20 protein-coding genes and 1 riboswitch are annotated in these 23512 nt (G+C 69.3%); of the genes, 7 read left to right on the top strand and 13 right to left on the bottom strand.

Features of this window, described 5'->3' with window-relative positions:
• Nucleotides 1–40: 40 nt before the first annotated feature.
• Genes LJ657_RS04150 through LJ657_RS04135 form a run of 4 tightly spaced genes read right to left on the bottom strand, consistent with a single transcriptional unit; the run spans nucleotide 41 to nucleotide 5486 of the window.
• Nucleotides 41–448, bottom strand: a complete 408-nt coding sequence (locus LJ657_RS04150) for an Imm50 family immunity protein (RefSeq protein ID WP_232646838.1) — start codon at nucleotides 446–448, stop codon at nucleotides 41–43.
• Nucleotides 438–935: an Imm50 family immunity protein gene (locus LJ657_RS04145; RefSeq protein WP_232646837.1), complete on the bottom strand. Its 498-nt coding sequence runs from the start codon at nucleotides 933–935 to the stop codon at nucleotides 438–440. Before LJ657_RS04145 ends, LJ657_RS04150 begins: the two co-directional genes overlap by 11 nt.
• The gene (locus LJ657_RS04140; RefSeq protein WP_232646836.1) at nucleotides 904–4758 is read right to left on the bottom strand and encodes a DUF6531 domain-containing protein; all 3855 of its coding nucleotides are present in this window, start codon (nucleotides 4756–4758) and stop codon (nucleotides 904–906) included. The genes LJ657_RS04145 and LJ657_RS04140 overlap by 32 nt, the downstream gene beginning before the upstream one ends.
• Nucleotides 4755–5486 (bottom strand): WXG100 family type VII secretion target, encoded by a 732-nt coding sequence (locus tag LJ657_RS04135; protein WP_232646835.1) that lies wholly within the window; start codon nucleotides 5484–5486, stop codon nucleotides 4755–4757. Before LJ657_RS04135 ends, LJ657_RS04140 begins: the two co-directional genes overlap by 4 nt.
• A gap of 227 nt (nucleotides 5487–5713) precedes the next feature.
• On the opposite strand from LJ657_RS04135, the gene LJ657_RS04130 reads away from it, so the two are divergent.
• The 5 genes from LJ657_RS04130 to LJ657_RS04110 all read left to right on the top strand — a co-directional run bounded on the left by LJ657_RS04130 (nucleotide 5714) and on the right by LJ657_RS04110 (nucleotide 8418).
• Entirely contained in the window at nucleotides 5714–6307 is a 594-nt protein-coding gene (locus tag LJ657_RS04130) for a hypothetical protein (protein WP_232646834.1), read from the top strand.
• A gap of 46 nt (nucleotides 6308–6353) precedes the next feature.
• Nucleotides 6354–6521, top strand: a complete 168-nt coding sequence (locus LJ657_RS04125; RefSeq protein ID WP_232646833.1) for a hypothetical protein — start codon at nucleotides 6354–6356, stop codon at nucleotides 6519–6521.
• A 175-nt stretch (nucleotides 6522–6696) separates the two neighbouring features.
• The gene (locus LJ657_RS04120) at nucleotides 6697–7452 is read left to right on the top strand and encodes a hypothetical protein (protein WP_232646832.1); all 756 of its coding nucleotides are present in this window, start codon (nucleotides 6697–6699) and stop codon (nucleotides 7450–7452) included.
• Nucleotides 7452–8108: a hypothetical protein gene (locus LJ657_RS04115; protein WP_232646831.1), complete on the top strand. Its 657-nt coding sequence runs from the start codon at nucleotides 7452–7454 to the stop codon at nucleotides 8106–8108. The genes LJ657_RS04120 and LJ657_RS04115 overlap by 1 nt, the downstream gene beginning before the upstream one ends.
• Before the next feature lie 109 nt (nucleotides 8109–8217).
• On the top strand, nucleotides 8218–8418 hold the full coding sequence (locus LJ657_RS04110; RefSeq protein WP_232646830.1) for a hypothetical protein: 201 nt from the start codon (nucleotides 8218–8220) through the stop codon (nucleotides 8416–8418).
• Here LJ657_RS04110 and LJ657_RS04105 read toward each other — a convergent pair.
• From LJ657_RS04105 to LJ657_RS04090, 4 genes are all read right to left on the bottom strand, one after another.
• Complete coding sequence (locus LJ657_RS04105) at nucleotides 8411–9055, bottom strand: thymidine kinase (RefSeq protein WP_232646829.1); 645 nt, start codon at nucleotides 9053–9055, stop codon at nucleotides 8411–8413. The genes LJ657_RS04110 and LJ657_RS04105 overlap by 8 nt on opposite strands.
• Nucleotides 9056–9271: 216 nt before the next feature.
• Complete coding sequence (locus LJ657_RS04100; RefSeq protein ID WP_232646828.1) at nucleotides 9272–10465, bottom strand: alkaline phosphatase family protein; 1194 nt, start codon at nucleotides 10463–10465, stop codon at nucleotides 9272–9274.
• Nucleotides 10465–11061 (bottom strand): DUF5998 family protein, encoded by a 597-nt coding sequence (locus tag LJ657_RS04095; protein ID WP_232646827.1) that lies wholly within the window; start codon nucleotides 11059–11061, stop codon nucleotides 10465–10467. Before LJ657_RS04095 ends, LJ657_RS04100 begins: the two co-directional genes overlap by 1 nt.
• Nucleotides 11062–11116: 55 nt before the next feature.
• Entirely contained in the window at nucleotides 11117–13945 is a 2829-nt protein-coding gene (locus tag LJ657_RS04090) for a bifunctional acetate--CoA ligase family protein/GNAT family N-acetyltransferase (RefSeq protein ID WP_232646826.1), read from the bottom strand.
• Between the two features lie 209 nt (nucleotides 13946–14154).
• Here LJ657_RS04090 and LJ657_RS04085 point away from each other — a divergent pair, with 209 nt between their 5' ends.
• Entirely contained in the window at nucleotides 14155–14436 is a 282-nt protein-coding gene (locus tag LJ657_RS04085) for an HPr family phosphocarrier protein (protein WP_030605519.1), read from the top strand.
• Nucleotides 14437–14575: 139 nt separating this feature from the next.
• On the opposite strand, the gene LJ657_RS04080 is transcribed toward LJ657_RS04085, so the two are convergent.
• From LJ657_RS04080 to LJ657_RS04065, 4 genes are all read right to left on the bottom strand, one after another.
• Nucleotides 14576–15268 carry a GntR family transcriptional regulator gene (locus tag LJ657_RS04080; protein ID WP_232646825.1) on the bottom strand — a complete coding sequence of 231 codons (693 nt, stop codon included), beginning with the start codon at nucleotides 15266–15268 and terminating at the stop codon, nucleotides 14576–14578.
• Nucleotides 15269–15455: 187 nt separating this feature from the next.
• Nucleotides 15456–16220: a M23 family metallopeptidase gene (locus LJ657_RS04075; protein WP_232646824.1), complete on the bottom strand. Its 765-nt coding sequence runs from the start codon at nucleotides 16218–16220 to the stop codon at nucleotides 15456–15458.
• Nucleotides 16221–16232: 12 nt separating this feature from the next.
• Nucleotides 16233–16397: riboswitch (cyclic di-AMP (ydaO/yuaA leader) on the bottom strand.
• A gap of 203 nt (nucleotides 16398–16600) precedes the next feature.
• Complete coding sequence (locus LJ657_RS04070; RefSeq protein WP_232646823.1) at nucleotides 16601–17989, bottom strand: M16 family metallopeptidase; 1389 nt, start codon at nucleotides 17987–17989, stop codon at nucleotides 16601–16603.
• Entirely contained in the window at nucleotides 17986–19383 is a 1398-nt protein-coding gene (locus tag LJ657_RS04065; RefSeq protein ID WP_232647394.1) for a M16 family metallopeptidase, read from the bottom strand. The genes LJ657_RS04070 and LJ657_RS04065 overlap by 4 nt, the downstream gene beginning before the upstream one ends.
• A 327-nt stretch (nucleotides 19384–19710) precedes the next feature.
• Here LJ657_RS04065 and LJ657_RS04060 point away from each other — a divergent pair, with 327 nt between their 5' ends.
• Complete coding sequence (locus LJ657_RS04060; RefSeq protein WP_232646822.1) at nucleotides 19711–22167, top strand: DNA gyrase/topoisomerase IV subunit A; 2457 nt, start codon at nucleotides 19711–19713, stop codon at nucleotides 22165–22167.
• On the opposite strand, the gene LJ657_RS04055 is transcribed toward LJ657_RS04060, so the two are convergent.
• Entirely contained in the window at nucleotides 22164–23237 is a 1074-nt protein-coding gene (locus LJ657_RS04055) for a CobW family GTP-binding protein (RefSeq protein ID WP_232646821.1), read from the bottom strand. The two genes, LJ657_RS04060 and LJ657_RS04055, sit on opposite strands and share 4 nt — an antisense overlap.
• Between the last annotated feature and the right edge of the window lie 275 nt (nucleotides 23238–23512).

Raw genomic sequence — 23512 nt, 5'->3', positions numbered from 1 at the left:
GATCCCGACGCGGCTACAGGAAGAAGGATTGGCCTCCCCATCAGGGTGCTGCCGAGGCGAGATAGGTACGCGTCCGCGCGACTCGGACCCGGTCCGCCGCGAATTCGAGCAGTGATCCAGGCGCGGTCGCCGAAAATTTTACGCCTCCGGCCTCGCGTGCAGACATCAGAATGTTCTTCTGCGCTGGTGCAGCCCATCCCGCGACGCGAAGTCCTGAAACGGATTCGAACTGCAAATGAAACTCGAAGGCATTGAAGGGTTTCTCCTGCCATTCCGTGCGCGGGTTTGACGGGAGGTGCGAGGTATCGAATCCCAGTGTCACGGAATCTGCGCGCTCGTCGAGATGGACGTAGAAGAGGGCGCATGCGCTCAGCTCTGGCGGGGAATCGTAGAGGCTCGCGATGAGTGCGGGCCCCGTGAGCAGTTGAACCCAGCTGTCAGCGCGCATAGAAGGTCTTTTCGTAGGTGCGGGGGATCGTCGAGAAGCGGTGTGCGTCGAGCTTGCTGAGGAACTGGTGGGGGACCTCGTCCGAACCATCGGGTGCCATGCGGAAGCCGCTGATGTGACGGATGGTCACTTGCTCGTGGCTCTGGAAATCGAGCGAAACCCCAGGGCCACGGACGGACACATCAATCATCCGAGGTTCCGCCGTGGGTGTGGTGGTGAGCCGTGCCCTCGTCGGCGGATTCCACTCCTCCAGCGCGAGTTGATCAACCGCCAGGAAGTGGATGTGGCACTGCACCACGTCGCACTGGTTTGCCACCCACTCCTCCGGCGGGTGGCCGGGGAAATCCAGGAGGTCGATACGGAGCGTGAGCGAGGGGCCCGCCCGGTCGATGTTGATCGAGCGGAGCCTGAATTCGTCCAGGCCGGGAAATTCGCCGTAAAGCCGGCGCAGCGGCTCAGGGTCGGCTGGGATGAGTGGAACGGTCATAGTAATAGTGCTCTTCGGCTCCGGGGACTTGCCCATTGCGGGTGTCGTCTATCGGTCGCACGTGGACGTGTGCGGGTTGATGGCCAGGGGTTCCGGGTTCCTGATGACCGAAGTGGTGGTCCTGGAACACGATGAGGTTCTCGCCGTTGGGGTGTTCGTATATCTCCTCCGTGTAGTAGATCGGTTGGTGGTTCTCATCCATGAGCTGCTTGCCGCCTTGCCACTCCGGCGTCGTGGCCTCTACCCAATCGTTGCTCTCCAGGGGGACCGCACCCTCTGGAATACCTGCGTCCCTGAGTGCCTTGGCTTTGGCTTCCTCATAGGTGCGCTTGGTGCCCGGGACATTATCAGGGTCGCATTCCTTGGGAGCGAGGCCGAGTGGGTCGCTCCAGACGTGCGGATTGTGCACGTATGACGCCGGGTTGGGTGCAGGCGCCAGGCCCAGGGGGTCGGGCGTGAGGTACCGAGCGGTGACGGGGTCGTAGATGCGGTGATGGTTGTAGTGGAGCCCGGTCTCGGCGTCGTGGTACTGCCCAGGGAAGCGTAGTGGGGTATGAGCCGTGGCGCCGTGGTCCCAGGCAGTGGTTCCCCACAGCGTCGTGCGGGTGCGGGCCGCGAGGCGTCCATGTTCGTCGATCAGCTCGGTGGGGGTGCCGACGACGTCGGTGACGATGGCGAAGAAGCGCTCGTCGACTTCGGTCGTCGACAGCGGCTTGCGTTCGTACTGAGCGACGGGGCGTCGGCCGTCGTGGTCCCAGGTGAGGGTGACGCCGGTCGTGCTCTGGGTTTCCTCGCAGAGGGTGCTCCCGTCCCAAGCGAAATCGACCTGTTCCACGACGGCTGCGCCGGCGTCGAGGCGTTGCTTGGCCGTGCGTCGGCCGAGCGGGTCGTAGAGGTAGCGCCAGGTCGTGCCGTCGGGGGTGGTGACGGACGTGAGCTGGTCCTCGGCGTTGTAGTGGTAGCGCCAGATGTCGGGTTTGCGGGAAAGGCGAGTCTTCTGGCGCAGCACGGTGCGGCCGGCTGCGTCGTACTCGTAACGCAGGCCGCCGGCGCGGTCGATGCGGGTCCCGGTGTAGGTGCGCTCGCCCTGGCCTTCAGGGGCGAGGACGTCGGGCCAGGTGGCGGCCGTCTGGTTGCCCGCGGCGTCGTAGGCGTAGGTCTCGCTCCAGTTGTGGGCGTTGACGGCGGTGACGCGGCCGACTGCGTCCAGGGTGAAGTGTGAGGGGCCGTGCAACTGATCGTCGACGCCTGTGAGATGGCCGTCGGCGCGGTACCGGTACGCGCGTGACTGGATGATGCCGGTGTCCGGCGCCGCGCTGGTGTGGCCGACGAGTCGGCCGAGGGGGTCGTAGGCGAAGTCCATGGTCAGGCCGCCCTCGAAGGTGCGGCTCGTCTCGCGTCCGACGGCGTCGCGCGTGAACGTCACGGTTCGTCCACCAGTGACCAGCTGCACGCGGTTGCCGAAGTGGTCATAGGTCCATGAACTACGCACACCGGTGGGGGTGGTACGAGAGACCCTCCGGCCGATCGCGTCGTAGCCGAACGACATGACGCGGCCGTTGACCGTCTCGGTGAGCACGCGGCCGTGCTGGTCGCGCTGTAGCTCCAGCCGGACATCGGGACTCACTGCCGCGGCCAGTTGATCCGTCGTGTCGTACGTGTACGTGGTGAGCGCGCCGTCGACGTCCTTCTGGACGATGCGCCCGAGCGCATCGCGTGTGAAACCGACGGTCTGCCCCATGGGGGTGGTGCGGGAGACCAGGCGTCCCGCGGCGTCGTGGCCATAGCGCATCACGCGCCCGTCGAAGTCCTCTTCGAGAGCCAGGCGTCCGTCGGCGTCGTAGGAGTATCTCCAGGTCTCTCCCAGCGGGTTGGTGACCTGGGTGAGCCGGAGTCGGGTGTCGTAGGCGAACTCGTGCCGTACGCCGTCCGGGCCGGTGCGCGCGGCGAGACGGTCGAAGTGGGTGTACTCGAAGCGGGTCACCTGGCCGAGGACATCGGTGTGCGTGCGCTGATTGCCCTCGCCGTCGTAGGTCCAGCATTCGGCGTGACCGTCCGGGAAGATCCGGGTCTTGAGCTTGCCTTCGACGGTCCAGCGCAGCTGAGTCGCCGCACCCAGCGCGCTGGTCAGCGTGATCGGGCGGCCGAAGGCATCGCGTTCGTAACGGGTCGCTTTCCCCAGGGGATCCGTGATCTCCAGGGGCATCCCGGCTGCGTTGCACCGTACGTGCGAGGTACTGCCGTCCGGATGCGTCATCGCCGACACGTGGCCCTGCGGTGTGTACGCGTACGTGGTCGTGGCGCCGGTCGAGGAAGCCAGGGAGGTGCGGTTGCCGCGGCTGTCGTAGGTCTGCCGTATGGCTCGGCCGTCGAAGCCGGTGATCCGGACGGGCAGGCCCAGAGCGTTGTAGTCGATGTGGCTGCTGCGTCCGTCGGCTCGGTGGACGGTGACGAGCCGTCCTTCCTCGTCATATGTGAAGGTCGTCGTGTGGCCGAGCGGGTCGGTGCATGACAGCAGGCGGTTGTAGCGGTCACGCTCGAAACGGGTCACCGCGCCCAGAGGGCTGATCTCGGCGACGACTTGCGACGCGTCGTTGATCAGGTAGCGCGTGGTGTTGCCTTGAGAGTCGGTGATCGCGGTGACGCGATGACCGGTTTCCGGATCGATCGCGTCGTAGGTGAACGTGGCGCTGAGGTGCCCTGCGATTCCTGACTGGTGGACGCAGCGGTGCCGTTCGTCGTAGGCGTAGGTGTAGCTGCTGCCGTTGCTGTCCGTCCACGACGTGATACGGCCCAGGGCATCGAGACCGAAGCGCATGGCACGCCCCTCGGGGTCGGCGACCTCGATGAGCTGACCTGCGCTGTTGTATGCGTACGTCTTGATGAGTCGGTCGCCGCCGTCCTCGGCGGCTCCCGCAAGGCACAGGCCGGTGATGCGGCCCTGGTCCGTGGTGATGTTCAGCTGGTAGCCACCGCAGTGCCGGATCGCGAGGGGTGCGCCGGTGGCCGGGTCGTGGTCGAAGGCGATCCAGTTGCCGTTGCGGTCGTCGAGCTGGTCGAGGAGCGCCAGCGACCCGTCGTGGTGGGTGAAGCACCAGATGCGGCCGGTGGCCGGGTCGGTGACGGTGTAGCCGTCTTCGGTCGCCTCCAGCGGCCAGCGCTCTCCCTCCACCGGCAGCGTCGCTGCCCCCGGTGCTGGGTGCCGGTAGGAGAGCAGGGAGCGGTCCTCGCGTACGAAGATCACGCCCTGGTCGTCGATCAGCAGGCGCTGGTCGAGGGTGGAGCACCAGGCGGGGCCGAACCAGCCGCCGGATCGGAAGGAGGACTCGAAGGTCCGGGTGAACACCAGCGGCAGCGTGCCGGGCAGCGCGATATCCGTCTGGGACATGAGCATGCGGCCGGTGGCCATGTCGATCGGGTCGCCGTCGCAGACCTTCTCCTTGGCCGACTGCCCCTCGTGCTTCGGGTTGTCGTCGAGCGCGTCCCGGGCGCTGCGCCGGGCCCCGGAGCCGGCGTTTTCCTCGACGCCCTCGCCGGCCCGGTTCTCCGCCTGCTCGCGGCCCTGCCCCGCGCCCGACGCCCGCCCTGTGCCACTGGTGCCGACGTGCGGACCGGGCACGTCTTCCTTGCCGCCGCCCTTGAGGATCTTCTCCATTTCGCCGGCGTGCTTGGCGTCGTTCTCGACGTGGTTCTGAGCGACCTTCTTCAGCCGTGTACCGGTGTCGTGATAGAAGTCCTTGACGGCCTTGCCGGCGTCCTCACCGATGGCCTTGCCCATTTTCTGGGCCCCGTCCTCCAGGGCCTTGACGATCCGGTTGGTCATTCGAAGCTCACCGTCGCGAGCTTGGTCCGGAACGTCTCCGCATGAGAGGCCACCGTCCGGGCATGGCCGCGCATCAGCTCCGCGTGCGCGTGCATCTGCTCGGGGTCGACCGAGAAGCCTTCGCCCAACCCGGTACTCCCGCCGCCGGACACCCCGAGCGCGGATTCGGTGGTATGGAACACCAGCCCCGTCACGGCCTTCCCCACCACGTCCACCAACGGGTTCATGGCGGCCTCGATCACCTGCCCGATGATGCACTGCTCCAGCTGCTGCTCAAGGAAATCCATCAGCTTCTCTGCCGCCTCCACGACCAGCGCCTCGGCCGCCTCCGCGAGGCCCAGGGTCGCCACCGCCGCCGCCTGGTCCGCAACGAACGTGGCGGCAAGCACCACCAGTTCGGCGATCGCCTCGCCCTTCATGGCCACGATCACATCGGCCGCGACATCCAGGGCGGTGGCCACGGTGTGGCAGGCCTCGATCAGCTCGTTCATGTGGCTGTTGGACAGCTGCGCCCACTTCGCGAGCAGTGCCTCGTACGACGCCCCCTGGTACACCGCGCCAAGACGTTTGATCGTCGCGGTGGAGTCCTGGTGCGTGTTGTCCACGTTCTGCGCGAACTCCCGCACATGCGCGGCGAATTCACGGACCTTGTCCTCATTGACGTTCGGCCAGTTCACCCCGATGAACTGGAGGAACGACACCACTTCCTCCGGCAGCTCGATTGCCATCCTGACCCCCGTGTGTCACATCTACGACAGCCCATCAGGCATGCCGCCCATGAAGGGGTAACGGTCGGGCAAATGCGCGATCAAGTTGACGGCCTGGGCTTGTCGGACCCGGGATCATTGCACCGGCAAAGCGCCTCCCCGGGGCGGTAAGTGACGTTCTCTCGGGTTGACGGGTGCGAGTAGGGAAGCGGGCAATGCTTCCGTGATCACGGAGTTCTCTACTCCCCGTGCCCAGCGACGCCCTGCACACCCAGACCGAACACGCCGAGCACCTGCCGAGCCGCGACGCCCACTACATCGTGATCGTGAAGGGGAGCCGGACGAAGCTGCGTGTCCAGCTCAAGTCGCCTCCCTGGAAGGACTTCCCTCCGCAAGGCCGTAGCGAGACCCGGCGGATCAAGGTCACCGCCGTGAACAACCTGCTCTTCCCCGGTACCCATCGGGTCATCCAGGTCAAGCGCCGACGCACCTGCCGCAAGAGCGGAAAGACCACCGTCAAGACCGTCTACGCCGTCACCAGCCTGACCGCCGGGCAGGCCGCAACGACCCATCTCACAAAGCCGATCAAGGATCACTGGGCCGTCAAGGCGGTGCAGCACTTACACGGCACCACCTTTACCGAGGATGCCTCCCAGCTGCGGACCGGCAACGCACCACAAGCCATGGCCAGTTTGCGCAAATCGTCCTCCCCAACCTCCGCCCGCACAACGCCCTTCGCTCCAAGCCATCGCCGGGCCAGGCCCTCTTCTCCCGGGCGTTGGCTTCGAAGGCAGCGCAGCTGGTCGCGGACTGCACGTCAGTGGAGGCGGCGGAAGCCGTAGTCGACGGAGCTGGCGACCACGTGTCGGTGCCGTGCTGGTCTCCCCCGTGACCGCCGAGATCTGGCTGGTACAGGCGAAGTGGAGCCATCAAGGGACCGCCCGGCTGGCCAGCACAGCTGTCCATAACTTGCTCAATGGCTTCGGCCTGCGCACGGCCTGCCAGAGAGGCGACACACTGGACGGAGCCCGCGTCACCACCGATTACAGCAGCTGATTCGCCCTGCCCGTCGAGGGCCGCGGTGGCCTCGCTGGCGAGTACACCATCGAGGCCGCCGAGCAGACCACCCCTGCAGGACGTACGAGGCCGCCATCACCCTCGAACAGGACTGACGTCCAACCTCCGGGGCGCCCGTCACTTGCTCATCTTGCCGTTCCAGGTGGACAGTTGAGTGGCCACAGTGATTCACCCGCCGACGGGGGCCATGATGCGGGCACGCGACACCTTGCGCACTACCGTGGGGACCGCCGCGGTCGCGGGACTGTGCGGAGTGCTGCTGTGGGCATCGGACAAGGCACCGTCATGGCTGGCGCCCGCGCTCACCGCTGTGATCACGGGCGTTCTGGTGGAGAAGCTCGTCGAGGTCTTCCGGCGCCGTTCCCCGGAACGCGACCCGGATCCCCCCGAACCGAACCCTCGGCTCACCGAAGCGGAGCCCCCCTTCGCGTGCCATGTGAAGCTGGATCAAGCCAACTTCTTCCAGGTAGCCGCGCAAGGCAACGAACCCGAACGCATGGTGCCTGCCAGCGGGTTCATCCTGCGGCTGACTGTCACCGCCCTCTCGGGCAGGACCGTCGTGCTCTCCGCGCTGCGCCCCGTCGTCCTCGAACGGCACACTCCCCGCGGAGTGTTCAACCCGCACGCCGGGATTGTCCCGCCCCGCCGCTACACCGTCCTGCTCGACGAGGACCCGCCTCGACTGGAGTCACGCGAGGCCGACGGGCACCCCTTCTCGTACAAGGTGAGCCCGGACGACCCGGAGGTCTTCGAGCTGCTGGTGCAGACCGAACGGTGGTACGTGGTCTGGACGTTGGAGCTGGACTGGGTCAGCGAGGACCGCCAGGGCACCGCCGTGATCGACTTGGCGGGCCACCCCTTCCGCACGATGGCCCGCCCGCCGCGGAGCCTGCATTGGAGGACTGCCTGATGCCCGAGGACATCGTCCGGTTCGCCGCGCGCGTGCAGGGCCTGGCCCACATCAGCGTACGGCGGATGCCCGGTACCGACGTCGGCCCCGAACCCGTGGACACCCCCTGCTCCGGTTACAACGCGTACGTCGACCTCAACGCCGTCGGCACGGTCGATGTCGTGCTGCGCTCGCTGCGCGCCGAGGTGATCTCCCGCGAGGACTTCAAGCCCGATGGAGTCGTGCTCTCCGCGCTGCCGGGACCCGCGGTCGCCTTCGCCGAGGATCTGGCCGACGCCCGGCGCCGAAGCCAGGAGAACTACCGGCCGATGCTCACGCCGGACCAGGAGGTGCTGCTCGACGTCACGCCCCCGGTCGTGCGCACCGCCCTCGACGCGACGGGGCGCCAGGTCAACCCGGGGTTCGCTCTGCCGCTGACAGTGCCCGCCGGGGAGATCCGGCGGGTGGTGCTCTCGCCGTACACCGAGGACCGACGGTTGCTGACGTGGCGCCTCACGGCCGAGGTGTCGTACGGCGGCAGCCACGCCGAGCCCGCCTGGACCCTGCAGACGACGGCCGAGACCACCTACCGCACCTTCCATCCAGATGGCAAGGAGCCGGAGTTCACGCCCGCACATCTGGCCGCGGACCACTGGGCTCCAGCGGACAAGCGCTGACCGCCGGGCCACGCCCGCTGCACAGCAGCCACGCCACCCCAAGCCCCGGCCGAACTCGGCACTGCCATCCACCCCTGCTCAACTGGCCAGCAAAAAATACACTTGTCATTTGGTTGCATCGTCGCTGGTCAGAGCCGTTCACCGGGAGCTGGGGACGGGAGGCCAGCAGCTCATCAGCGACTTCTGGCCCCAGTGGCTGAACCCCTCCTGGTGTGTGCGGCTGAGCCACTGCGTGTCCGTCTTCCAGCTGCCACCGCAGGATTCCTCATACACCGCCGACGACCGCACCGGCGGGCGGGCGGTCAGGTGACCGGCAGGACATCCGGAGAGATGACGGACGCGTGCGCGGAAACGCTCGTCATACGGCGACGATGGTGGCGCCGGCACAGCACCTCATAGCCGACCGCCTCGGCTGGCCGGTTCACATCACCGACCACAACCTGCTCGCCCTCCACCACCATCTCGCCGCCCACCGTTCGGGCATTGTGCGTAGCACGCGCCCCGCACCAGCACATCGCCTGGACCTGGAGGGTCTCGATCCGGTCCGCCAGCTCAATCAGCCGCTGCGAGCCCGGGAAGAGCTTCGTACGGAAGTCGGTCGTGATGCCAAAGGCGAAGACGTCCAGGCCCAAGTCGTCCACGATCCGTGCCAGCTGGTCGATCTGTTCCGGAGCGAGGAACTGCGCCTCATCCACGATCACATAGTCGACCTTGCCGCCCCTCGACATCTGGTCCACCAGATAGCCATGCAAATCCATGCCCGGCGCCGCCTCGACCGCCTCCGTCACCAGACCGAGCCGCGAAGAGAGCTTCCCCTCCCCCGCGCGGTCATCCCGCGTGAAGATCACACCCTGCAGGCCCCGCGCCGACCGGTTGTGCCCCATCTGCAGCGCCAAAGTTGACTTCCCGCAGTCCATCGTCCCCGAGAAGAACACCAATTCGGACATCAGGCCAGAGGAACCTTTCGGACCAAACGAACAGAGGGGGCGTTGTCGGCACAGACAACTTCACCACCAGCCGACATCGCATCACCCACTGCATGGCCGGCTGATGGCGGATACCCAAGCAAGTAGGTCGACTTCCCGCAGTCCATGGTTCCGGAGAAGAACACCAGCTCGGGCATGGGGAGTTGAGCACCTTTCGGTGGAGAGGATCGGGGAGCGTCAGGAGCGTACTTCGAGCAGGGGGACCAGCTGTTCGGCAGGGGTCATCGAGCCGTGGTTGCCGACCATCGCCGACTCCTTGGGCTCCCGCTCGGAGGCGATGATCAGGACGTCGTCGCGGGCGGCCGCGACGACATCGCCGATGCGCGCGTACACCCGCTCGTCGATGTGCGGTCCGAACCAGCCCGCCGCGATCGCCTCGTCCCGCGAGGCCACCCAGAACTGCTCGCCGAGCACCTCGCGCCAGCAGGTCAGCACGTCGTTCTCGGCGCCCGGCACCGCGTACACGTGCCGGGCGCGGCCCTCGCCGCCCAGCAGGGCGACGCCGGCGCGCAGTTCCCAGTCCTCGTCGAAGTCGATGCGGTGCTGCTCGTCGAAGGGGATGTCGACCATGCCGTGGTCGGCGGTGACGTACAGCGCGGTGCGCGGCGGGAGTTGCTCGGCGAGGCGCTGCACGAGGCGGTCGACATGCATGAGCTGGCCGCGCCAGGTGTCCGACTCGACGCCGTAGCGGTGGCCGGCGCCGTCGAGTTCGGCGTAGTACGTGTAGACCAAGGAGCGGTCGCCGGCGGCCAGTTGCCCGGCCGCGAGGTCCATGCGGTCCTCGCCGGACAGCCGCCCGTGGAACCTTCCGCCACTGAGTGCGACCTTGGTCAGCGGGGTGTTCTCGAAGGTGGGCGATGTCACCTGGGCCGCGTGCACCCCGGCCTGTTCGGCCAGCTGGAACACCGTGGGATACGGCTGCCAGGCGCGCGGCGATGTCCACGGCTGCCAGCGCAGCTGGTTCATCAGCTCGCCGGTCTCCGGGTTGCGCACGGTGTAGCCGGGCAGGCCGTGCGCGCCGGGCGGCAGGCCGGTGCCGACGGAGGCGAGGGATGTCGCGGTGGTCGCCGGGTAGCCCGTGGTCAGGGGGCGGCCGGTGCCACCGCGCGAGGTGCCGAGGAGCGAGGTCATGAAGGGGGCCTCGTCCGGATGCGCCTTCAGCTGCTCCCAGCCGAGTCCGTCGATCAGGAACACGCAGTTCCGGTCGGCCGGCGTCAGCTCGGTGATCGCGGCGGTCATGTCGGGTACGGCCATGCCGGCGGCCAGCGTGGGCAGCAGGTCGGCGAGGGAGCCGCTGCCGTACTCGGGCAGCGGAGCGGAGTCGACGGCGAGGGGTTCCGGGTGGGTGTCCCAGGGAGCGGACTGGGACATCAGCGTGTGGTGTCCGCGGTCGCCTCGGAGAGCGACTGGGCGAAGGCGAGCGCCTGGCGCACCGTCTCCGGTCCGTCTCCGGCCTCGCTGACACGCAGGCTGAGGTCGTCCGCCGTCGAGCTGCCCGTGTACCCGTGGTCGGCCTCGCAGTTGGGGTCGCCGCAGGCCGCGGGCTCGAGGTCGAGGCGGGAGACGGCTCCCCAGCCGATGGTGACGACGACCTCGCGGGGCAGGGTGCCCGGCTGGTACTGCTCCGGGTTGGCGACGACGCGGCTGACCACCACCGAGGAGATCCGGTCGAGTTTCACGGACTCCGTCGAGGTCGTGGCGTACGGCGTCGGGGAGGTGGTGTCCGCGGCCTGCTCGTCGGTGTGGCTGACGATGAAGCGGTTGCCGGTGAGGACGAGCACCGTGACGTGCCGCCGCACCTCGTTCGCGTCGAATGTGGTCTCCTGGTGGACCAGGTACGACCGGATGGGCTCGCCGCCCACGGCGGCCTCCACCGCCTCGGCCACGAGGGCCGGGTAGTAGCCACTGCGCTCGATCGCCGTGCGCAGCCCCTGGGTCGTCGTACTGGTCTTGGCCATGACGTCCATCCTACGGGGGTGCACTGACTGCGAGGCACCGGTCAGCGCTGTCTCCGTGCCCGTCTCAGTACACGGGAAGGGTGCGCGGGCCGAGGTCGTCGCGGGCGGGCGGTGGCGCGAGGCGGACGGAGGCGCCGAGGACGGTCAGACCGCGGGGTGCGACGACGACCGGCTCCAGGGTCACCGCGACGACCTCGGGGTGGTCGTCGACCAGCCTGGACACTCTCAGCAGCAGCTCTTCCAGCGCCGGGGTGTCGACCGGTGTCGAGCCCCGCCAGCCGAACAGGAGCGGTGCCGTCCGGATCGCCCGGACCAGCGAGGTCGCCTCCCGGTCGGTGACCGGGACCAGCCGGTGCGCCATGTCGCCGAGCAGCTGGGAGGCGGCTCCGGCCAGCCCGAACGACAGGACGGCGCCGGCCGCCGGGTCGATGACGGCCCGTACCACCGTGTCCACGCCGCGTGGTGCCATCCCCTGTACCACCGGCCGCAGCTCCTCCGGCTTCCCGAACAGCTCGGTCAACTCGGCGTACGCCCGCCGCAGTTGCTCCTCGTCGGCGAGATCCAGTCGTACGCCGCCCAGGTCGGCGCGGTGGCGCAGGTGGGGGGCGGTGGCCTTGAGGGCGACCGGGTAGCCGAGGGCGCCGGCGGCCCGGACGGCGTCGTCCGGGGTGAAGGTCGGCACCGCCCTGCGCACGGGGATGCCGTACTGCCCGAGCAGCTCGCAGGTGTCCTCGGTGCCGAGGGTGAGGCCCTGCCCGCGGGCGAGCATCCCGTCGATGAGCCGGGCGGCTCCCTTCTCGTCGATGTCCTCGTACTCGGGCACCTTGCCGGGGTCGGCGCTGTCGCGCCGCCATTGCGCGTACTTCACCGCTTCACCGAGGGCGCGGACGGCGCGCTCGGCGGCGGGGTAGGCGGGGATGAGGCGGGAGCAGGTGGCAGGGGCGGCCGGTTCCTGCGTCCGAACGGGAGGGGGCAGTTGCTGGGACGGGCGGAGCCGGCGGGTGCCGGTCGCCGTGGTGTCCTGCTGCGGTGCCGTGCTCGTCGCGGCCGACAGCGCCTCCGCGAGTCCGCCGAGCTCCACGTGCACGACCAGCACGGGCTTGCCCGGAACGGACTCGGCGGCTGATCGCAGCGCCTCCGCCAGCTCGGCGTCTCCAGGGGATCCCTCGCCGATCGCCGGGATGGCGGTCACCACGACCGCGTCGCACGAGTCGTCCCCGAGGGCCCGCAGCAGCGCCGCGTGGAAGTCCTCCGCCGAGGCCGCGGTGGTCAGGTCCAGCGGTCTGAGCGGCCTGAGCCCCTCGGAGAGGCATGCGTCGTAGGTCAGCAGCCCCAGGGACTCGGAGTTCCCGAGGATCGCCACGCGCGGGCCCGTCGGCAGCGGCTGCCGGGCGAGCAGCAGGCCCGCGTCGACGAGTTCGGTGATCGTGTCCACCCGGATCACGCCCGCCTGCCTGAGCAGCGCGGACACCGTCGCGTGCGGCAACCGTGTGGCCCGTACCGCATGCCCCTGCGGGGCGGAACCGGCACCCTGGACCACGACCAGCGGCTTCGCGGCCGCCGTCCGCCGCGCGAGACGGGTGAACTTGCGCGGGTTGCCGATGGACTCCAGGTACATGAGGACGACATCGGTGTCCGGGTCGTCGTACCAGTACTGGATGACGTCGTTGCCCGACACGTCCGCGCGGTTGCCGGACGACACGAAGGTGGACACGCCCGTGACGCCGGTGACTCCGCCGCCGCGGCGCTGCAGCCGGGACAGCAGCGCGATGCCGATGGCACCGGACTGGGCGAACAGGCCGATCCGGCCGGGGCGGGGCATCTCGGGGGCGAGTGAGGCGTTCAGCCGTACGTCGGGGGACGTGTTGATGATCCCGAAGGCGTTCGGCCCGATGATCCGCATGCCGTACGTGCGCGCGTGCCGCACGAGTTCGCGCTGGCGCTCGCGGCCCTCGGGCCCGCTCTCGGCGTACCCGGCGGAGACGACGACGATCCCCTGCACGCCGTGCTCGCCGCACTCGGTGACGGCCGCGGGGACGTGTGCGGCCGGCACGGCGACGACCGCGAGGTCGACGGGGCTGTCGATGTCCCGGACGGAGCGGTGGGCGGGGACGCCGTCGAGCTCCTTGACGTCTTCGGGGAGCGCCTTGTTCACGGCGTACAGCGACCCTGTGAAGCCGGCGTCACGGATGTTGTCGAGGATGCTGCGGCCCACGCCTCCCGGGGTGCGGCCGGTGCCGACGACGGCGACGGAGCCGGGCACGAGCAGCCGTCGTACGGACCGCGCCTCGGCGCGCTGCTCACGCGCGCGCTGGACGGCGAGTGAGCGGTCGGTGGGTTCGAGGTCGAACTCCAGGCGTACGACGCCGTCCTCGAAGCTGCGCTTCTGTGTGTACCCGGCGTCCGTGAACACCTTGATCATCTTGTTGTTGGCGGGCAGCACCTCGGCGGCGAAGCGGCGGATGCCGCGCTCCCGGGCGACCGCGCCGATGTGCTCCAGCAGCGCGGAGGCGACGCCGCGCCCCTGGTGGGCGTCCTGGACGAGGAAGGCGACCTCGGCCTCGTCGGCCGGAGCTGACGCGGGCATGCCGTCGGCACCGATGCGGTCATAGCGTACGGTGGCGATGAACTCGCCGCCCACCGTGGCCGCGAGTCCCACCCGGTCCACAAAGTCGTGGTGCGTGAAGCGGTGGACGTCCTTGGCGGACAGACGAGGGTAGGGCGCGAAGAACCGGTAGTACTTCGACTCGTCCGAAACCTGCTCGTAGAAGCTGACCAGGCGCTCGGCGTCATCAACGGTGATGGGGCGGATGCGCGCGGTGCCGCCGTCGCGCAGCACCACGTCGGCTTCCCAGTGTGCGGGGTACTCGTGCCGGTCCGGCGAGGTCTGCATGGGCCCCAGAGTACGGCTCGCGTCCGACAACGGCGCGAGGCAGTCTGTGGAGAACACGGCAGTCCGCTGAGAAGAGAACAAGGACGGAAGTCGGGCCGAGGCCGCGGTCCGACTGCCCACCCCGGACGGGACACAGGACCGCTCCGGAGACGCTTCACGTTGTGGGAAACTGGTCTAGACAACCCTGAGACTCTGAAGGGCAGCATCACATGGCTGAGCGCCGCGTCAACGTCGGCTGGGCCGAGGGCCTCCACGCCCGCCCCGCTTCCATCTTCGTCCGGGCCGCCACGGCCGCAGGTATCCCGGTGACGATCGCCAAGGCCGACGGCAACCCCGTCAACGCGGCCTCCATGCTGGCCGTTCTCGGCCTGGGCGCCCAGGGCGGCGAGGAGATCGTCCTCGCCTCCGAGGCCGAGGGTGCGGACGTCGCCCTCGACCGTCTGGCGAAGCTGGTCTCCGAGGGGCTCGAGGAGCTTCCCGAGACCGTCTGATCACGGCAGCACAGAAGGGCTCGTCCGAATTTCCGGGCGAGCCCTTCGCATTTCCCGCACAAGGGCGGTCGAATTTCCGGTCGCGGGCAGCAGAAATAATGCCCCGCAAATTGTTCCTTCTTTGTATACGGCGCCCGTGTTAATGCCGCAGGCCCGACATGTTTACGGCATGTTGCGAGTTCCTCACACCGTTCGCCCGTTCCGGGCCGCCGAACCGCAGCCGGTGTGCCGTGCTCGAGCGCTCGGTGTGCAGCGCCGTGACCGCCCGCGCGCGCTCGCTGTCACCGCGGGCCACGGCGTCGACGATCGCACCGTGCTCCGCCCAGGACTCCACGGGGTCGGCCGGTGCCTCCACGGTGTACATCCAGGCGATCTTGTGGCGCAGCTGGGTCAGCATCGAGGTCAGCGCGGGGCTGCCGGAGGCCTGGGCGAGCGTCTCGTGGAACCAGCCCCCCAGGGAGCGCAGATCCTCGCTGTTGCCCCTCCTGGCCCGCTCCTGGCCCAGTCTGACCAGGCCGCGCAGGACCTTGAGGTGGGCGTCGGTGCGCCGCTGGGCGGCCCGGGAGGCGCCGAGGGGCTCCAGGAGCATCCGCATCTCCAGCAGGTCGACGGCCTCCCGTTCGGTGGGTTCCGCGACGCACGCGCCCGCGTGCCGCCGGGTCACCACGAAGCCCTCGGCCTCCAGGGTGCGCAGCGCCTCGCGGACGGGGACACGCGAGACGCCGTAGCGGCGTGCGAGGAGTTCCTCGGTGAGCCGGCTGCCACGCTCGTAGACACCGGCGACGATGTCGTCCCGGATCGCCGTGCACACCGAGTGCGCCGGAATACGCATGACCGACCTCCGACTTAATCCCCGTGAAACGTCGATGATTGACGTGTATCGGTGACTCTATTGCACGGAGCCGGAATTTCCGACGGCGGGCCGGAATCCATGGATATTTTTTGGACAGCGGGGCGGCGGAAACGTCGAAAGCCCCGGCTCGGGAGCCGGGGCCTGAAGGAGATCCTGCGATCCGTCGTCAGACGTTCACGCCGTGCGAGCGCAGGTAGGCGACGGGGTCGATGTCCGAGCCGTACTCGGGGGTCGTACGGGCCTCGAAGTGCAGATGCGGTCCGGTGGTGTTGCCGGTCGCGCCGGAGAGGCCTATCTGCTGGCCCGGGGTGACGGTCTGGCCCACCGAGACACCGATGGACGACAGATGGCCGTACTGGGTGTACGTGCCGTCGTGCATCTTGATCACGATCTGGTTGCCGTAGGCGCCGCCCCAGCCGGTCTGGACGACGGTGCCGGAGCCGACCGCGTGGACGGTCGTGCCGCTCGCGGCGTGGAAGTCGATGCCGGTGTGGCTGCCGGAGGACCACAGGGAGCTGCTGGCCTGGTAGCCGGTCGAGACGTACGAGTTGGATATCGGCGCCACGAACGTGTTGAGGCGCCTGCGCTCTGCCTCGCGGGCGGCGCGCTCCTTGACCTCGCGCTCCGCCTTGGCCTTCGCAGCGGCCTTCTCGCGTGCCGCCTCCAGGGCCGCCTTCTTGAGAGCGGCCTCCTCGGCGGCCTGCTTCTGGGCGTCGGCCTGCGCGTCGATCCTGTCGGCGATCGTGTCGCCGATGCTGATGACGGGCGTGAGGCCGGTCTGCTCGACGGAGTTGTCGGCGGCGAGCGCCGGAGCTGCCAGGGCGCCGATGACGCCGGTGGTGGCGAGGGCCGCGACTCCGGCGGCGCAAGTGGTGGTGCGGTGCATCCGCGTGGGACGACGGTGCTTCCCGGTGGCGCGCGTGAACGCCATGTAGTGGCTGGTCCTTTCCTTCCCTCTCGCCTACCGGGTTAGCTGACGGGTTCGGAGCAGGAAGGTCTCCTACGGACCCCCTCGCTGCGCGCGCGGGCGTCCGATTCACCCCAGGGACTGCGATGGGTCCCCGGCTCCCCTGGCTCGCGCCGTACGGGGACTCGGCGATGGCTGTCCGGTGCCGCGGATGCGGCGCGGTGCCTGACGGACAGCCCGGACGACGCTAAGCGGGGCCGCTTTCAATCCCCAAACGGATCACGCCTTTTGTAGCGCATGCCACAGGGCAGACAGGCAACCTCTCCCCCAATTCGGACATTAAGGGGCCCTGGTGACGCATCAGTCACCAGGGCCCCTGTGCGCACGTGCCGCTGACCGGGCCTCTACTCGGCTGCCACGACCCTGACTTCGCCGATCCCGAGGGCCGCGACGGGCTCCTTGATCTCGGCCGCGTCACCGACGAGAACCGTCACCAGACGGTCCACCGGGAAGGCGCTGACGGCCGCCGCGGTGGCCTCCACGGTGCCGGTCGCGACGAGCTGCTGGTACAGCGTCGCCTGGTAGTCGTCGGGCAGGTGCTGCTCGACCTGGTCGGCCAGGGTGCTCGCCACGGCCGCCGCGGTCTCGTACTTCAGCGGTGCCACTCCGACGAGGTTCTGTACGGCGACGTCGCGCTCGGCGTCGGTGAGGCCTCCCTCGGCGAGCGTGCGCAGCACCTTCCAGAGGTCGTCGAGTGCCGGGCCGGTGTTCGGGGTGTCGACGGAGCCGCTGATGGCGAGCATCGCGGCACCCGAGCCGTCCGGGGCGGACCTGAGGACCTGGCCGAACGCGCGCACACCGTAGGTGTAGCCCTTCTCCTCGCGCAGTACGCGGTCCAGGCGGGAGGTGAGGGTGCCGCCGAGGCAGTACGTGCCGAGCACCTGGGCGGGCCACACGCGGTCGTGCCGGTCGGCGCCGACGCGGCCGATGAGCAGCTGCGTCTGGACGGCGCCGGGACGGTCGACGATGATCACGCGCCCGGTGTCGTCGGCGGTCACCGGCGGCACGGGCCGCGGGTCGGCCTTGGAGCCGGTCCAGGCGCCCAGGGTTTCGCCGAGCAGCGCGTCCAGGTCGATGCCGGTGAGGTCGCCGACGACGACGGCGGTGGCCGTGGCGGGCCGGACATGGCGGTCGTAGAAGGCACGTACGGCCGCCGCGTCGATCTTCTCGACCGTCTCCTCGGTGCCCTGGCGCGGGCGCGACATGCGCGAGGCCGCCGGGAACAGCTCCTTGGAGAGCTCCTTGGCGGCGCGGCGGGAGGGGTTGGCGAGCTCGTGCGGGATCTCGTCGAGGCGGTTGCGGACCAGCCGCTCGACCTCGCTGTCGGTGAACGCGGGCGCCCTGAGGGCGTCGGCCAGCAGACCGAGCGCCTTGGCGAGACGGGAGACCGGCACTTCGAGGCTGATCCGGACGCCGGGGTGGTCGGCGTGCGAGTCGAGGGTCGCGCCGCAGCGCTCCAGCTCGGCGGCGAACTCCTCGGCGGAGTGCTTGTCGGTGCCCTCGGAGAAGGCCCGCGCCATGATCGTGGCGACGCCTTCGAAGCCGGCCGGCTCGGCCTCCAGGGGCGCGTCCAGGAGCACCTCGACGGCGACGACCTGCTGGCCGGGGCGGTGGCAGCGCAGGACGGTCAGGCCGTTGCCGAGCGCGCCGCGCTCGGGGGACGGGAACGCCCACGGCTTGGCCTCGCCGGCCCGGGGCTGCGGGTGGAACTTCATCGTGGCGAGCTCGGTCACTTGGCCGCCTCCTCGTTCTGGTCGGTGGCTTCCACCGTCGCTTCGGACTCGGGGTCTTCGGGGAAGTCCTCGTCCTGGGTGTGCTCGGCGGACTCGGGCGAGAGGGGCTCGTACACGAGCACGGCGCGGTTGTCGGGCCGCAGGCGGGCCTTGGCGACCTCCTGGACCTCCTTGGCCGTCACCTCCAGAACGCGCTGGACGGCCGTGAGGGCGAGCTGCGGGTCGCCGAACAGGACGGCGAACCTGCACAGTTCGTCGGCGCGGCCCGCGACCGTGCCGAGCCGGTCCAGCCACTCGCGCTCCAACTGGGCCTGGGCGCGCTCCATTTCCTCGGCCGTGGGGCCCTCCGCGGCGAACCGGGCGAGCTCCTCGTCGATGGCGGCCTCGATGACCGGCACCTCGACGTCACCGGAGGTCTTCACGTCCAGCCAGCCCAGGGAGGGCGCTCCGGCCAGCCGCAGCAGGCCGAACCCGGCCGCGACGGCCGTACGGTCGCGCCGCACCAGCCGGTTGTAGAGGCGGGAGGACTCGCCGCCGCCGAGGACGGTGAGCGCGAGGTCGGCGGCGTCCGCCGCGCGCGTGCCGTCCTCCGGCAGCCGGTAGGCGGCCATCAGGGCGCGCGCCGGGACCTCCTCCTCGATGACCTCGCGCAGCTGCTCACCGATGATCTCGGGCAGCGAGCCGTCGCGGGGCTCCGGCTTCCCGTCGTGCGAGGCGATGGACCCGAAGTACTTCTCGATCCAGGCGAGCGTCTGCTCGGGGTCGATGTCGCCGACCACCGAGAGGACGGCGTTGCCCGGCGCGTAGTACGTGCGGAAGAACGCGCGCGCGTCCTCCAGGGTCGCCGCGTCCAGGTCGGCCATCGAGCCGATCGGTGTGTGGTGGTAGGGGTGGCCCTCCGGGTAGGCGAGGGCGGTCAGCCTCTCGAACGCCGTGCCGTACGGCACGTTGTCGTAGCGCTGCCTGCGCTCGTTCTTGACGACGTCGCGCTGGTTCTCCATGGACTCGTCGTCGAGGGCGGCGAGCAGGGAGCCCATACGGTCGGCCTCCAGCCAGAGGGCGAGCTCCAACTGGTGGGCGGGCATGGTCTCGAAGTAGTTGGTGCGCTCGAAGCTGGTGGTGCCGTTGAGCGAGCCGCCGGCGCCCTGCACCAGCTCGAAGTGCCCGTTGCCCTTGACCTGCCCGGAGCCCTGGAACATCAGGTGCTCGAAAAGGTGAGCCAGGCCGGTACGTCCCTTGACTTCGTGGCGCGAGCCGACGTCGTACCAGAGGCACACCGCCGCGACCGGGGTCAGGTGATCCTCCGAGAGCACCACGCGCAGGCCGTTGGCCAGGCGGTGCTCGGTCGCTGTCAGGCCCCCGGTGCCTGCCTGGTCTGTGGCCGTGTGACCCATGGGCATGTACGTCCCTTCGCCTCGCGGATGCGGTGGTTCGAACCGCGGTTTTCCTGCCGGTCCTGCCACTGTATGCAAGCGTGCGGATCGTCGGCGAAGTTCCCGGACGACGTACGCCCACAGCGGATCGCGTAGCCTGCGGGCAGTCGCGGCGAGGTTGGCCCCGCGCACCGGCCCGGACCGCCGACACAGGGTCCTGGGCCGGCGTTGTCAGTGCCGCGGTCCACAATGGTCCGCGACAGATACCGTTCACGCTTCAGCATGAGCGAGCCGAAGGGGACGTGAGCGACCCGTAGGCGAGCAGCCAGAAAAGAGGAGCCGGCAGCGATGGCCCGCCGCAGCACGAAGACCCCGCCGCCCGACGACTCGTTCGAGGAGCGCATCCTCGACATCGACGTCGTCGACGAGATGCAGGGCTCCTTCCTCGAGTACGCGTACTCGGTCATCTACTCCCGAGCCCTGCCCGACGCCCGCGACGGCCTGAAGCCGGTGCACCGTCGCATCGTCTACCAGATGAACGAGATGGGGCTGCGCCCCGACCGCGGCTATGTGAAGTGCGCGCGCGTGGTCGGCGAGGTCATGGGCAAGCTGCACCCGCACGGCGACGCGTCGATCTACGACGCCCTGGTACGCATGGCCCAGCCCTTCTCCATGCGCGTGCCGCTCGTCGACGGCCACGGCAACTTCGGCTCGCTGGGCAACGACGACCCGCCGGCCGCCATGCGGTACACCGAGTGCCGCCAGGCCCAGGCGACGAGCCTGATGACGGAGTCGATCGACGAGGACACGGTCGACTTCACGCCCAACTACGACGGCCAGGAGCAGGAGCCCGTCGCTCTGCCCGCAGCCTTCCCGAACCTGCTGGTGAACGGCTCGTCGGGCATCGCGGTCGGCATGGCGACGAACATGCCGCCGCACAACCTGGCCGAGGTCATCTCGGCCGCCCGGCACCTGATCCGCTACCCGGGCGCGGACCTCGACACCCTGATGAAGCACATCCCCGGCCCGGACCTGCCCACCGGCGGCCGCATCGTCGGCCTCGCCGGCATCCGGGACGCGTACGAGACGGGCCGCGGCACCTTCAAGATCCGTGCCACGGTCGAGATCGAGACCGTCACCGCCCGCCGCAAGGGCCTGGTCATCACCGAACTGCCCTTCACGATCGGTCCCGAGAAGGTCATCGCGAAGATCAAGGACCTGGTCGGCTCCAAGAAGATCCAGGGCATCGCCGACGTCAAGGACCTCACCGACCGCGCGCACGGCCTGCGCCTGGTCATCGAGATCAAGAACGGCTTCGTGCCGGAGGCCGTCCTGGAGCAGCTGTACAAGCTGACGCCGATGGAGGAGTCCTTCGGCATCAACAACGTCGCGCTGGTGGACGGGCAGCCGCTCACGCTGGGCCTCAAGGAGCTCCTGGAGGTCTACCTCGACCACCGCTTCGAGGTCGTGCGCCGCCGCAGCGAGTTCCGCCGCACCAAGCGCCGCGACCGGCTGCACCTGGTGGAGGGCCTGCTCACGGCGCTCGTGGACATCGACGAGGTCATCCGTCTCATCCGCTCCAGCGAGAACAGCGCGCAGGCCAAGGAGCGCCTGATGGAGCGCTTCTCCCTGTCGGAGATCCAGACCCAGTACATCCTGGACACCCCGCTGCGCCGCCTGACCAAGTTCGACCGCATCGAGCTGGAGTCGGAGAAGGACAGGCTCAACGCGGAGATCGCGGAGCTGACCCGGATCCTGGAGTCGGACGCGGAGCTGCGCAAGCTGGTCTCCTCCGAACTGGCCGCAGTGGCCAAGAAGTTCGGCACCGAGCGGCGTACGGTCCTGCTGGAGGCGTCCGGCGCCCCGGCGGCCGCCGTACCGCTGCAGGTCGCGGACGACCCGTGCCGGGTCCTGCTCTCCTCCACGGGCCTGCTGGCCCGCACCTCGAACGGCGAGCCGTTCCCGGAGGACGCCGACGCCCGGCGCACGAAGCACGACGTCATCGTGTCGGCGGTACCCGCGACCCAGCGTGGCGAGATCGGCGCGGTGACCTCCTCGGGCCGTCTGCTGCGGATCAACGTCGTCGACCTTCCCCAGCTGCCGGACACGGTGACAGCGCCGAACCTCTCCGGAGGGGCGCCCCTGTCGGAGTTCCTCTCCCTGGAGGACGGCGAGACGGTGGTCTGCCTGTCCACGCTGGACGAGTCCTCCCCCGGCCTCGCCCTCGGCACCGAACAGGGCGTCGTCAAGCGTGTGGTCCCCGACTACCCGTCCAACAAGGAGGAGTTGGAGGTCATCACGCTCAGGGACGGCGACCGGATCGTCGGCGCGGTCGAGCTGCGCACCGGCGACGAGGACCTGGTCTTCATCACGGACGACGCGCAGCTGCTGCGCTACCAGGCCGCGCAGGTCCGCCCCCAGGGCCGTCCGGCGGGCGGCATGGCGGGCATCAAGCTCACCGAGGGCGCGAAGGTCATCTCCTTCACCGCGGTGGACCCGGCGGCGGACGCCGTGGTGTTCACGGTCGCGGGCTCGCGCGGCACGCTCGACGACTCGGTCCAGACGACGGCCAAGCTGACCCCGTTCGACCAGTACCCACGCAAGGGCCGGGCCACCGGTGGCGTGCGCTGCCAGCGGTTCCTGAAGGGTGAGGACTGCCTGTCCCTGGCCTGGGCGGGTCCCGTCCCGGCCAAGGCGGCGCAGAAGAACGGCACCCCGGCCGACCTCCCCGAGATGGACCCGCGCCGCGACGGCTCGGGCGTGTCCCTGGCGAAGACGGTTTCGGTCGTGGCGGGACCGGTCTAGGCCGGCGGCTCCACGAGGTCCTCTTCCGGATCCTGTACGTAGCGCAGGACGCCCCACATACCGTGCTCGTCGGCGGTGTGCGGGGCGTCGCTGTGGCACGCCTCGAGTTCCTTGCCGAGGGCGGGCGCGTCGATGCCCGAGCCGATGAGGACGAGCTGCGTCACACGCGCGTCGCCCGGCGCCCAGGGCTCCGGGTAGAACCGGAGGAAGCGCCCCACCGCGTGCACGGCGTAGCGGTTGTGGACGTCGTACGCCCCGAAGTCGACATACCCTTTGATCCGGTACAGCCCCTCGGGCCTGCTGTCGAGGAACCCCATCAACCGGCGTGGGTCCAGGGGCACTTCGGAGCTGAACGACAGGCTGTCGTACGCCGCGTGCAGGTGCTCGGCGTGACCGTGCTCCCCGTGCTCGCCGTGCTCGTGCAGGTCGTCGAAGGACAGCTGGCCGATGCGCTCCTCGCTCGGCCTGCAGTCGAAGAGGAACTCGGGATCGATACGGCCGTAGGTGGCCGGGACGACGGCAGCACGGTCGACGAGGGAGCGGACGAGCCCGAGGACGCGCTCCGGGTCCGGCGCCCGGTCGAGCTTGTTGACGACGACGAGGTCGGCGAGGGCGAGATGCCGGTCGACCTCGGGATGCCTCACCCGTGTGTCGTCGAACTCGGCGGCGTCGACGACCTCGACGAGGCCGCCGTACACGATCCCCGGTTGCTCACTGGCGAGCACCATGCGCACGAGTTCCTGGGGTTCTGCGAGGCCGCTGGCCTCGATCACGATGACGTCGATGCCGGCGGCGGGCCGGGCGAGCCGTTCGAGATAGAGATCGAGCTCGCTGACGTCGACGGCACAGCACAGGCAGCCGTTTCCGAGCGAGACGGTGGAATCGCCGAGCGCTCCGGCCACCGCCATGGCATCGATCTCGATGGAACCGAAGTCATTGACGACGGCACCGATACGGCTGCCACCGCTGCGATGCAGGAGGTGGTTGAGGAGGGTGGTCTTGCCGGAGCCCAGGAATCCGGCGAGTACGACGACCGGGATCTGCCGGAGGCTGTGGCTCGGCTGGCTCAACGTGCGACCTCTCTGACACCGACGCGTGCACCGGACCGCGGTCCCGGCGCACATCCGAGGATTGAATGCCGGACCAGGATACGAGCCGGAATAATCACCGCGAAGTGAACGATTGTTAGCAGCACTTGCGGGGCAGACGTTGGGCAAGGCGCCGGAGCGTGCGACCCTCGCTTCCCTCCGTGCGCCGCCTCTCCGCCTCCCTGCCGATCAGAGCCGCTCGGCACCCTGGGAGACGGCAAGCGCCGCCCACCGCTCGCCGGTCCCCATCAGTCGAC

Origin of the sequence: Streptomyces guryensis, assembly GCF_021261325.1 — a bacterium.
GTDB classification, from domain to species: domain Bacteria; phylum Actinomycetota; class Actinomycetes; order Streptomycetales; family Streptomycetaceae; genus Streptomyces; species Streptomyces guryensis.
The sequence above is the reverse complement of the archived record's forward strand: the minus strand, read 5'-3'. Positions and strand labels throughout refer to the sequence as shown.

Bases quoted from the DNA above. Each gene is read 5' to 3' on its own strand.
- LJ657_RS04150 (WP_232646838.1), bottom strand. From the start codon at position 448: ATGCGCGCTGACAGCTGGGTTCAACTGCTCACGGGGCCCGCACTCATC.
- LJ657_RS04145 (WP_232646837.1), bottom strand. From the start codon at position 935: ATGACCGTTCCACTCATCCCAGCCGACCCTGAGCCGCTGCGCCGGCTT.
- LJ657_RS04140 (WP_232646836.1), bottom strand. From the start codon at position 4,758: ATGACCAACCGGATCGTCAAGGCCCTGGAGGACGGGGCCCAGAAAATG.
- LJ657_RS04135 (WP_232646835.1), bottom strand. From the start codon at position 5,486: ATGGCAATCGAGCTGCCGGAGGAAGTGGTGTCGTTCCTCCAGTTCATC.
- LJ657_RS04115 (WP_232646831.1), top strand. From the start codon at position 7,452: ATGCCCGAGGACATCGTCCGGTTCGCCGCGCGCGTGCAGGGCCTGGCC.
- LJ657_RS04105 (WP_232646829.1), bottom strand. From the start codon at position 9,055: ATGTCCGAATTGGTGTTCTTCTCGGGGACGATGGACTGCGGGAAGTCA.
- LJ657_RS04100 (WP_232646828.1), bottom strand. From the start codon at position 10,465: ATGTCCCAGTCCGCTCCCTGGGACACCCACCCGGAACCCCTCGCCGTC.
- LJ657_RS04095 (WP_232646827.1), bottom strand. From the start codon at position 11,061: ATGGACGTCATGGCCAAGACCAGTACGACGACCCAGGGGCTGCGCACG.
- LJ657_RS04090 (WP_232646826.1), bottom strand. From the start codon at position 13,945: ATGCAGACCTCGCCGGACCGGCACGAGTACCCCGCACACTGGGAAGCC.
- LJ657_RS04085 (WP_030605519.1), top strand. From the start codon at position 14,155: ATGGCTGAGCGCCGCGTCAACGTCGGCTGGGCCGAGGGCCTCCACGCC.
- LJ657_RS04080 (WP_232646825.1), bottom strand. From the start codon at position 15,268: ATGCGTATTCCGGCGCACTCGGTGTGCACGGCGATCCGGGACGACATC.
- LJ657_RS04075 (WP_232646824.1), bottom strand. From the start codon at position 16,220: ATGGCGTTCACGCGCGCCACCGGGAAGCACCGTCGTCCCACGCGGATG.
- LJ657_RS04065 (WP_232647394.1), bottom strand. From the start codon at position 19,383: ATGGGTCACACGGCCACAGACCAGGCAGGCACCGGGGGCCTGACAGCG.
- LJ657_RS04060 (WP_232646822.1), top strand. From the start codon at position 19,711: ATGGCCCGCCGCAGCACGAAGACCCCGCCGCCCGACGACTCGTTCGAG.